General features: G+C 40.3%; 10 protein-coding genes. 9 read left to right on the top strand and 1 reads right to left on the bottom strand.

Annotated features, from left to right (window positions below):
- Positions 1-135 precede the first annotated feature (135 nt).
- Together IKG78_RS05705 and IKG78_RS05710 are read left to right on the top strand one after the other, a co-directional pair.
- Positions 136-1197, top strand: coding sequence for a macro domain-containing protein (locus IKG78_RS05705; RefSeq protein ID WP_290940701.1), 1062 nt, complete (start codon positions 136-138; stop codon positions 1195-1197).
- Between the two features lie 116 nt (positions 1198-1313).
- Positions 1314-1967: a vWA domain-containing protein gene (locus IKG78_RS05710; protein WP_290940704.1), complete on the top strand. Its 654-nt coding sequence runs from the start codon at positions 1314-1316 to the stop codon at positions 1965-1967.
- A gap of 46 nt (positions 1968-2013) precedes the next feature.
- On the opposite strand, the gene IKG78_RS05715 is transcribed toward IKG78_RS05710, so the two are convergent.
- The gene (locus tag IKG78_RS05715; RefSeq protein ID WP_290940707.1) at positions 2014-2664 is read right to left on the bottom strand and encodes a CatB-related O-acetyltransferase; all 651 of its coding nucleotides are present in this window, start codon (positions 2662-2664) and stop codon (positions 2014-2016) included.
- Positions 2665-2847: 183 nt separating this feature from the next.
- Here IKG78_RS05715 and IKG78_RS05720 point away from each other — a divergent pair, with 183 nt between their 5' ends.
- The 7 genes from IKG78_RS05720 (at position 2848) to IKG78_RS05750 (ending at position 10768) form a co-directional block, all read left to right on the top strand.
- The gene (locus IKG78_RS05720; protein ID WP_290940710.1) at positions 2848-3498 is read left to right on the top strand and encodes an SIMPL domain-containing protein; all 651 of its coding nucleotides are present in this window, start codon (positions 2848-2850) and stop codon (positions 3496-3498) included.
- 210 nt (positions 3499-3708) lie between these two features.
- The gene (locus IKG78_RS05725; protein ID WP_290940713.1) at positions 3709-4812 is read left to right on the top strand and encodes a radical SAM protein; all 1104 of its coding nucleotides are present in this window, start codon (positions 3709-3711) and stop codon (positions 4810-4812) included.
- On the top strand, positions 4796-5575 hold the full coding sequence (locus IKG78_RS05730) for a zinc ribbon domain-containing protein (RefSeq protein ID WP_290940718.1): 780 nt from the start codon (positions 4796-4798) through the stop codon (positions 5573-5575). Before IKG78_RS05725 ends, IKG78_RS05730 begins: the two co-directional genes overlap by 17 nt.
- A 10-nt stretch (positions 5576-5585) precedes the next feature.
- Positions 5586-6320, top strand: coding sequence for a hypothetical protein (locus IKG78_RS05735; RefSeq protein ID WP_290940722.1), 735 nt, complete (start codon positions 5586-5588; stop codon positions 6318-6320).
- A 90-nt stretch (positions 6321-6410) separates the two neighbouring features.
- Positions 6411-8813, top strand: coding sequence for an AAA family ATPase (locus IKG78_RS05740; protein ID WP_290940726.1), 2403 nt, complete (start codon positions 6411-6413; stop codon positions 8811-8813).
- 2 nt (positions 8814-8815) lie between these two features.
- Positions 8816-10195 (top strand): hypothetical protein, encoded by a 1380-nt coding sequence (locus tag IKG78_RS05745; RefSeq protein WP_290940729.1) that lies wholly within the window; start codon positions 8816-8818, stop codon positions 10193-10195.
- Between the two features lie 138 nt (positions 10196-10333).
- Complete coding sequence (locus tag IKG78_RS05750) at positions 10334-10768, top strand: DUF1016 N-terminal domain-containing protein (protein ID WP_290940732.1); 435 nt, start codon at positions 10334-10336, stop codon at positions 10766-10768.
- Positions 10769-10849 lie beyond the last annotated feature (81 nt).

The raw sequence follows: 10849 nt of genomic DNA on the forward strand, positions 1-10849 counted from the left end.
ATATTTATTGAAAGCAATGGCATCTCGCATGCTCCACTCCTGTTTTCAAGTTCTTACGTTTAGCCAAAATAATATAAATTTTCAAAAAAGGTCAAAGCAAACCTGCGACAAGGGCTTAAACAAAGAGAATTCATCATGTCCCTAAAAATTATACGAGACGACATTTCGAAAGTCAAAGCCGATGTTATTGTCAACTCCGCAAACAAAGAACCCATTTGCGGAGGCGGCGCAGAATACCATATTTACGAGACCGCTGGCTACAATGACTTGTTAAAAGCACGCGAACAAGTCGGTCCGCTCCAAGTCGCAGAAATCGCAGTCACCCCGGCATTCGCTCTGAACGCAAAGTACATCATCCACACCGTAGGCCCCAAGTGGAATGACGGCGATTCAGGAGAAGCACTCGCACTCACGAATTGCTACCGAAGAGCACTAGAAAAGGCAAAGGAACTCGGTTGCAACTCCATCGCATTTCCGCTAATATCGAGCGGTGTATTTCGTTTTCCCAAAGACAACGCTCTAAAAATTGCACTGCACGCCATCAGCGAATTTTTACAAGCTAACGAAATGAGCGTAACGCTCGTCGTATTCGACCGCAAAGCATTTGAAATTTCAGAAGAACTAAGCAACGACATTCAAGCATTCATTGACGATAATTACGTACAAGAAAAATACAAGAATATACCAAGCTTTAATAGATGTTATCCACAACGCAGTGCAACACTTACACAAGATAATTCCATACATGAATACTTCAGCCTAGCCGAAGAACGACCCCACAAAGAACCGGGCAGCAATACAATTTGCCACGCCTCCGCTAAAGAATCCCAAAGTCTTGACGACATTCTTGCGAAGCCAATCGAGACTTTTTGCGATAAACTATTCAGTCTCATTCACGAAAAAAACATGAATGATGTAGAAATCTATAAACGGGCAAATCTAGATCGCAAGCATTTTTCTAAAATCCGCAGCAACATAAATTACAAGCCCACAAAAAAGACCGCCATAGCACTCGCTATTGCACTACATCTGAATTTAGACGAAACAAACGACCTTCTCGCACGTGCAGGATTCGCACTTTCACCCTCCAACAAAGGCGACCTCATCGTTACTTACTTTATCGAGCAACAAAAATACGATATTTGGGAAATCAACAGCACACTTTTCAAATTTGAGCAACCGACGCTAGGCATATAAAAGCAAAAAAGTCTTCTTAAAATGTCGCCTGCGAGGCGACCATTTTTGTTTTCGCAGCATCTATAATTGTTTCCGTTCACCCTAAAAGCCGCACAAATAGCGGCATGGAGGCAATTATGAAAAAAGGACTCACCGAAATCGTATTCATCCTCGACCGCAGCGGTTCCATGAGCGGACTCGAAAAAGACACCATCGGCGGTTTCAACAGCACCATCGAAAAACAGAAAAAAGAAACAGGCGAAGCATTCGTCTCCACCGTACTTTTCGACGACAGCATGGATGTATTGCACAACCGCATTCCGCTTGCAAACATTCAGCCGCTCACCGACAAAGAATACTATCCACGCGGCAGCACGGCTCTTCTCGATGCCATCGGGTGCGGCATTCACCACATCGGAAACGTACACAAGTACACCCGCAACGAAGACCGCCCCGAAAAGACAATTTTCGTCATCATCACGGACGGCTACGAAAACGCCAGCCGCAAATACACCGCCGAACGAGTCAAGCAAATGGTTGAACGGCAAAAACAGAAATACGGTTGGGAATTCATTTTTCTCGGTGCAAACATCGATGCTATCGAAACAGCGAAACGCTTCGGCATTTGCGAAGACCGTGCCGCCAACTTTGTAAACGACGAAGCAGGAATAAACGTCATGTACGAAGCCCAATGCAGCTTGATGAGCGACATACGACTGAACCGCGTAAACGAACGCAAGTGGAAAGCAAAAGTCGATGAAGATTACAGCCGCCGCAACAACAAGAGGTAAGCCATGTGCAGCGGCTGTCTCGGCACAATATTTTTCGTAGTCTTAATTATTTGGCTGTTCGGTTAAGCAACTTTTTCAGTTGCGACTTGACAATAGTCAAATCAGGGTTCGTTAAAATCGGGATAAGTTCATTGATTTCTTCGATGGACTTGTCCCACCATTTCCACCGGAGCAAAAGTGCCGTCAATTCCTCGTCGAAACGATTGCGTATAAACTGTGCCGGGTTCCCTACCACGACCGTGTAAGGCTCCACGTTGCTCCCCACGACCGCATTCGCACCGATAATCGCCCCATCGCCAATATGCACTCCCGGCAAAATCACCGCATTCTGCCCAATCCACACATCGTTTCCAATCACCGTATCACCTTTGAGCGGCAAATTCTCTTTGGCAGGCGCCGCCATATTCCAACCTTGCAGCGTATAGAACGGGAACGTCGAAACCGCATTCATCTGGTGGTTCGCCCCGTTCATCACGAACTCCACCCCCGCGGCAATTTGGCAGAACTTTCCGATAATTAACTTATCGTCATTCCACGGATACAGATGCGTCACATGGCTCTCAAAATCGCTATCGGCAATGTAAGTGAAATCGCCCACGACAATCTGCGGATTTTTGAGCGTCGGCTTCACGTAAATTTCCTTGTCGTAACCCGCAATCGGGTGGACAGTCATCGAATCAGGGAGTGTATTTGGCATGGGAACCTCCGTGGGTAGGATATATAGAGAAAAGTAATAAAAAGCAAACAGACCTGTCAGCCCCGCCTCGCACAGTCATTCCCCACTTGATTGGAAAATCCTTTTTACGCACCATACATCAAACGTCATTTTATGACATTAAAGAAACATATATTTACGAAAAACAACCCAATGGAGGTCTTTATGAACCAGGAACAGAAAACTATCCGCGTCATGGGCACAGGATTCGTCAAAACCGCCCCCGACACCACGAAACTCACTTTCGAGGTGGATTCCCTGCACGACACGTACGAAAAGGCGTACGCCGAAGCCGCGGTCGGAAACAAAAACCTGCGAGAAACGCTTGAGAAACTGAATATTCCGAAAGATTCGCTAAAAACCACGAACTTTTCTATAACCAAAGAAACAGAGTGGAACCGCAAAGAAGACAAGTTCGTCTTTGTCGGCTTCAAACTGCGCCAAAAACTCGCTATCGAATTGCCGCTAGATAGCATCATCACATCCAAAGTCATGTCCGCACTCGGCAAAGCATGGCCCGAACTCGAAGTGAACATCGCCTTCATCAAGAAAGACACCCACGACGTCAAGCTCCAAATTTTGGAAACCGCCGTTAAAGACGCTCGCGAAAAAGCTGAAGTCATTGCAGCGACATTGGGGCATAAGCTCGGCGGCATCATCAGTGCGGATTACTCTAAGCGGAGCATCGACATTAACTACCACGAAGAACGGCTAGCAGTATGCGACTGCGAAATGCCAGAAAGCCAATCCATCGACTACACGCCCGACGATATCGAAGCCGGCGATACAATCGAAACCGTGTGGTATTTAGAATAAATCTAACACGCGATTTCAACGGGTCAACAAGTTATAAACTAGAATTTGGCAATTCTGTGCCAAATTCACTAATTATAACATTTTTCCGCGATTATAACATTTTGAAATGTTATGATTGAGGAGAAATGTTAAAGAAGGTAAGACAAAGCGAAATTTTTCCAAGCGCCTAAAAAAGTCATAATTTGACATTTTTCGATTGTATATTTATAGATGATGAAAGATTTATACGCGACAAAACGAAAAAACATGCACTCGTTGGCAGAATACCAGCGAAAGTTGTGGAAAAATCCGCAACTCGCATATTTGTTCCTTGAAGTGACCGATTGTTGCAATTTAAAATGCAAGCATTGCGGCAGCGGCTGCCTATCCACAAACCGTAACTACTTGCCTTTCAAAGCCGCCCAAAAAGTGCTGGACGAAGTCGCTAAAGAATACGACGCATCACAGATTTTCATTTGCATTACAGGCGGAGAGCCTATTTTGAACAAGGAGCTTTTCAAAATCATCGCCTATTCCAAGCATTTAAATTTTTCTTGCGGAATAACGACTAACGGAACCTTATTGTCCGAAGCCGTCGGTGAACAGTTCAAGAAAGCCGGACTGGACACAATCTCTATCAGCTTGGACGGTCTGGAAGAGACTCACAACAACTTTCGTTGTTCCCCAAATGCATTCCAACAAGCGCTGACAGGTATCCGAAATGCGCAAAAAGCAGGGTTATATCCTGAAGTCGTAACCGTTGTCCACAAAAACAATCTAAAAGAACTGGATATCCTATACGAATTCCTTTGCGATGAGAAAATCGAATCATGGAAAATTGCGAACATCGAACCCATCGGCAGAGCCAAGGACAATTCATCGATGTTCCTCGACGCTCACGAATACAAAATGCTGCTCGATTTCGTTAAACGGACCCGATTCAATCCAAGCAATAACATGGAAATTAATTTAGGTTGTTCTCACTATCTCGGAATGCAATACGAGTACATGGTTCGCGATTTTTACTTTCAATGCGGAGCGGGAACTAAAATCGCAAGCGTCATGGCAAATGGCGATATCGGAGCATGCCTGGACATTGAACGGAACGAATTAACAATACAGGGAAACATTTGTAAAGATTCTTTCGTAGATGTTTGGAAAAATCGGTTTGAAATTTTCCGTCAAAATAAAGCGGAATTAAACCCGCAATGCAAACAATGTAGCGAAAGGGAATTTTGCATGGGAGATTCAACCCATACCTGGAACTTCCAAAACAACGAACCCAATTACTGCGTTTTCAAAATGCTGAAGGATCATCATGGTCAAGATAAATAGAAAGCCAAAAGAATATCGTGGACGTTGTGGAAACTGCCAAGCACCCCTGTTGAAGGGGGCCCGATATTGCGATCAATGTGGCACCAAAAAGGGCAATGGAGAATTTAAACCTTTTGAGAATACAATACGAATCCTTTACGGTCCACCCATTAAAATCATCCAGCATTGTGAAGCATGCAATCATAAATGGTTGAAGGCAGGGATTGGCGTAAAAAAATCTTCATACTGTCCCAAATGCAATTCACCCTCTATAAAAATGCTAGAATTTTCACGTTGGCATTATGGAGAAGCCCTAGGTCACTATTTAGAAGACAACGAGCCACTGCAATTATTCACCGAAGACGAAGTGAATAAAATTCTGAGTTTGCGCGAAGAATACAAGAATTTTCAAAACCGTAACGAAGACTACAATGCAATACATAGGTTCATGAATCAAAATGGTTTCGAAGAACATGCGAAAGAATTGAAAGATAAAATTTTGTCAAATCGCGAAGCGGAAAGAATAAATCTATCTAAAAAGATTTTAATGGTTGTCGGAAACGAAAACGCTTTAATTGCAGACAGCGTTTGCCCCAAATGCGAAGGCATAATAGCTAGTCAAATAAAAATTGAGAAAAAAACGAAATTTTCCAAAGCGAATACACTGAAAGACGGCGAAATTTATTCACTTTCAGAGGATTATGTCAATCAAGATGCCAGTAAAGACGATTTAATGTGCTTACAGTGCGGTCATGTATTCAAAAAAACTAAAAAAGAAAAATAAGGATATACACATGGGCGAAGAAAGAAAAACAAACAAGAAATATTGTTACCACTATTCCCCCTCCCAACAAAAATGCCCATACAAGACCGATTTTGAACGAATCGCGTGGGAATGCGAAAAGCAAGTCTGCGAAGAAAAAACATCTCCGCAAGACATCTCGGAGTTTCTGCATTTTGTAGCCAACACCATGAGCAATTATGACAAAAAAATCCTTGCTCGGTACATTGCAGAATATGCCTGTTATGACTCCGACGACAGCATCATAAACGCAAAGAAATTCATTTGTGAAACCCACAAGTTGCAAGATATTCTTTTCTTTGAAAAGCCGCTAGGCCAAACAATCTACGAAACCATTGATGAAGGGACCTACGTACCTGAAAGCGAAGGGACTCTTCTTTACGATGACGGAAGAATATACACAATGTTCGGGAACAGCGATAGTAAAAAACGCTCTTATGTGCTAGAAGCAACAAGCAGGCCGTTCGCAGATAAAATAAAGGCATTCATAGAAAAAAATAGGGAAGTCATTCAAAGTTTTCCTGACGAAACCACAGAAGCTCCATTTTGCGACGGAAGCTACCAATACTATAAATTTCTGAACAAAAAATGTCACGGCTATATGATGTATTGTACTGATGACGGTCAAAAAATTATTTCCTTTGCAAAAAAGATTGACGCACGTTTCCGCAAGCACGCATTTCCGATAAGCAATAGTGCAAACTTTGCCGCAGTTGTATGTTTTTGAAATACAATTATCCCCAATCAAGGTTTATTTTCGCAATTTTCGAAAAAATACCAAGCGACAAAATGTATAATTGAAAGTAAAGAGGTTTATATGTCTGACATACCAACAACAAATAATTTTACGTGGATTCCCTTTTTTAAGGAACTCGCCCACAAATTATGTGAATACAGAGAAAATCGTCAAACTCTTATTAAAATCATAAAAGGTATTCGAGAAAAATACCGTGATTATTTGACAAATAAACTTTTTTCACAAATCAACGATATAGATCCATTTACAGTTTTGGGATTGCTAAATCGTTCTACATTTCAACGACGAAATGAAATCGCCACATACTTCAAAGATAAATTTAAACTACAGAGTTCTGCTCCAGCTGATTGGGATGGAATTCCCATTTTAAACAACATCAACTCTGTTTATGCAATCAAGCAAGATGATATAGATTTATTATGGAAACTATTTTTTGACGTTCAACAATCTAAGTTTGACGATTCTGATTTTGACAATGCTTTAAAGATAGATGGTATTGCGTTAGCTAAATTGACTATGGCTTTTTTCTGGATAAGACCAGAAGAATTATGCCCACTAGACAATAACACCTCAAGCTATCTTAAAGAAAAATATTCTTGGCAAATAGATAAGAAGAAACCGAAATCCCAGCAATATAATGAACTTTTAGATTTTTTAAATGATAAAATCCATACTGGAGAACTCCAGTCTATACCCATTCTATCTTACAACGCATGGAAAAAGACTCGTCCGAACGATGAAATTAGTTTTTGGTCCGGTGGAATTAAATGGCAAGACGGAAAAGAAAGTAAATTAGAAGAATTTCAAAAAAATGAATACTGGCGAATTGGATGGGATAGGGAATCTCCAAACAAGGGTGCAAAGCAAGCATGGGACAACATCAAAAAAATAAAAGAAGGTGATTTCTTTGCATTTCATTCTTATGGCGGGACTAATGATTTGACAATTTGGCAAATTTCAAAAGTTACTTCTGTAGATAAAGAAAATGGAATTGTTAACCTTGAAAAAATAAATAAAGACACCGACAATCTATTCCATGGGAAGGGTCCTAAAATGGATAAAGGAGGTTGGTTCGGAACACTCTTTCCTGTTAATGGGAACGACGCTATCAAAAGCATTTTTGGAAATTACATTAAGCCCGAGATTGAACTAATGATTGACAAGACAACAGAGGCCTGTAAAAATCTTTTACAAGCAAACCATAACCTCATTCTTCATGGCGCTCCGGGCACCGGTAAAACATATTTAGCCAAACAGATTGCTAAATCTATGGGCTGTTCCGATGAAGAAATCGGCTTTGTTCAATTCCACCAATCCTACGACTACACAGACTTTGTAGAAGGACTTCGACCAGCCAAAGGGGAGAATGGCAAAGCCGATGGATTTGAACTCAAAGATGGAATTTTTAAAACATTTTGTAAAAAAGCCCAAAAGAACTTGGAAGATAGTTCAAAATCAAAGGAACAACAATCATTAGAAGCCTTTTGGACTTCGAAAGTAGATGATTTTTTAGATGCTGTTGTAGATGGTGAAATTTCACAAGAGGACTGGAAAACATCAAAAACAGAGAATCATTTTACAATATCATTTAACGAATCAGACATTCTCGTTTCTGTTCCAGGAAATGCAAAATCAGGTGAATTAAATTTTTCAAAAGAGGTTTTGATTCTTTTGTTAGCAAACGAAGTTGAACCTAAATTTGTTGCTGACATAAAGAAGTTTTTTAACCGAAATCACCATCTACAAACTGATTCTTATGTATTCGTTCTCTACTATAAAATCAAAGAATGGATTAATTCGAAAAACGAGACCATTCCTAAAATAAACAACATCATCCAAAAGAAGAATTTTGTATTTATCATAGACGAAATAAATCGTGGAGAGATATCCAAAATTTTCGGTGAACTTTTCTTTTCCATAGATCCAGGATATCGAGGAAAGAAAGGCTTGGTCAATACCCAATACCAAAATCTAATCCAAAATAAAGATAATGAATTTTTCAAAAATGGTTTCTTCGTCCCCGAAAACGTGTATATCATCGGTACAATGAACGACATTGATCGCAGCGTCGAAAGCATGGATTTTGCAATGCGTCGTAGATTCGCATTCAAAGAAATCAAGGCTGATGACCGCATTGAAATGCTAAGCGATACCGAGAATGGTATTGCAGAATATGCGGATGAAGCAATAAAACGAATGCAATCTTTGAATGCTGCAATTGAACAAACAGAAGGACTTTATTCAGCATACGATATCGGCCCTGCTTATTTCTTAAAACTCAAAAACTACAGCGGTGATACCAATCAACGATTCCAACAGCTTTGGGAATACCATATCGAAGGCGTTGTCCGCGAATATTTACGCGGCATTGACGAAAGTGGCGAAAAATTCAAAAAATTGGAAAAAGCATATTCCATGAACGAAGACACAAAAGATTCTTCTGACGAAATAAGCGAAAATTAATCGTGAAGTTAATTACTCTAAAAGACAATACGCAAAATCAAGTATTCGCTCTTGATTCGTCTCCCGAAAAAATTCGAAGAGCTTTAGACAGCATTGCCGGAAAAGATTTAAAATCGTTAGCCAGTGAAAAATTCAGATTCATCATCTATCCTCCCTTTTCAAAGGAATTAGATTTAAAAGATAACGATGCTATTTTCAATGTAGATTATTCAGACGAAACAACGCCGAGGATTTCTACAGGCAATATAATGGGCTTCATAAGTCTCAAGAACGACATCCGAGTCAATATTACTTCGCGTTTTGATTTAAATGACAAGAATTACTTTTTACACTACATGTTGCAAAAGATTTGTAATGTAGCATACACGCCACGAACCGATGCAGGCGAAGATTCTTTCTTTGATTTTTTGTATTATCTGTTCCCCGGTTACTTGAACAACGCTTTAAAACAAGGCGTTTATCGAGCATACGTAACTCGAGAATACAACGATGCAAATGTTCGTGGTCCAATCGATATCGCTCGTCATATACGGTATAACATTCCTTTCAATGGAAAGGTCGCATACCATACACGCGAATACACTACGGATAACAACATCACACAGTTGATACGCCACACAATTGAATATATCCGTTTGCTTTCTTTCGGAAAGTCAATTTTAAGCGGTGATGTTTATTCCGAAACATTCGATAATGTAAAGACCATCGAACAAGCCACATCAAGTTATCGTAGAAATACCCGTCAGCAAATCATCTCAAAAAATCTTCGTCCAATAACACATCCTTATTATACCGCATACGAACCTCTACGCAAGTTATGCATTGCAATTCTAATGCATAAAAAATTAAGTTATGGTGAAAATTCAACACATCAAATAAATGGAATTTTATTTGACGGCGCAAGTCTTTGGGAAGAATATTTGAATGTCGTGCTAGAAGAACAATTCAAAGAAAAATTGCGCCATCCAAACAATAGAACTAGTAAGGGGGCTCAATATCTATTTAGGAATGATGATAATCAAAAGCGACGTTGGGTTTTCCCTGATTTTATGATAGGTTGCAACACGGCAAAAGGCCAAGTAGATTCAGCAACAGCAATTATCGACGCCAAGTATAAGCAACTAAATGGCGGTTTACGCCGCGATGATGCATTTCAAATGCTAGCCTACCTGTTTAGATTTAAATCAAAACAGGGGTTCTTAATTCATCCCGTAAAGTTCAATGAGACGCACCGAGCATCAAGTTTGACGCTTTATAACGACGATTCAATCAAGCTGACCATCATGCCATTTACAGTTCCCGAGATAAAAGGGAGCTTTGAAAAATTTCGGGCAGCGATGCGCGAAGAAGAAAATAATTTGAAAAGAAATTTAATTGTCTGAGTAAAAAGCTTTTGATTTTCCAATCCCTCAAAAACAGCCCCTCTATAACGCAAGGAGCATTAGTCCAATCGAAGGAAACGATCGCTATTGCACTTGCCGTCCCAATAATCTATTTTACTGCCAAAAGGAATACACCAAATGACTAAAGAAGTAAATGAAAAAGCTCTACAATCGCAGTTTTCAACGATTTTAAACCAGATTCAGAGAATGCGTTCGCTGGCAGTTAGTGAAGTAAACGAAAAGCACCTTAGTTCAGTGTGGTTTGTTGGGCAATATGTAAGTCAAAAGATAAAGTGCAACGAATGGGGAACAAAAGTTGTCGCCGAACTTGCTGATTATATTCATACGCAAGATCCTACGCTGAAAGGGTTCAGCAAAAGGAACATCTACAACATGGTCATGTTTTACGATGAATACTCATCGGAAGGATTCTTAAATTTTGTTGCTGAAAAATTGAACTCTGAGTTTGTGCAAACAGGACCTGCACAATTGGAAACAGGTACCAAGAAAAATGGCTTAAGTGTCATTTGGAGACCTAAAATCGTTTCTATCCCTTATGGCTACAGGCTTTGAGGGATATTTTTGTTATATGACAAAAAAAATGCTTTTATTGTGGCTCAAAAGCCGTTATCAAGAAAGGGCTTGAAAGAGGAT

Source organism: Fibrobacter sp. (assembly GCF_017545445.1).
GTDB lineage: Bacteria > Fibrobacterota > Fibrobacteria > Fibrobacterales > Fibrobacteraceae > Fibrobacter.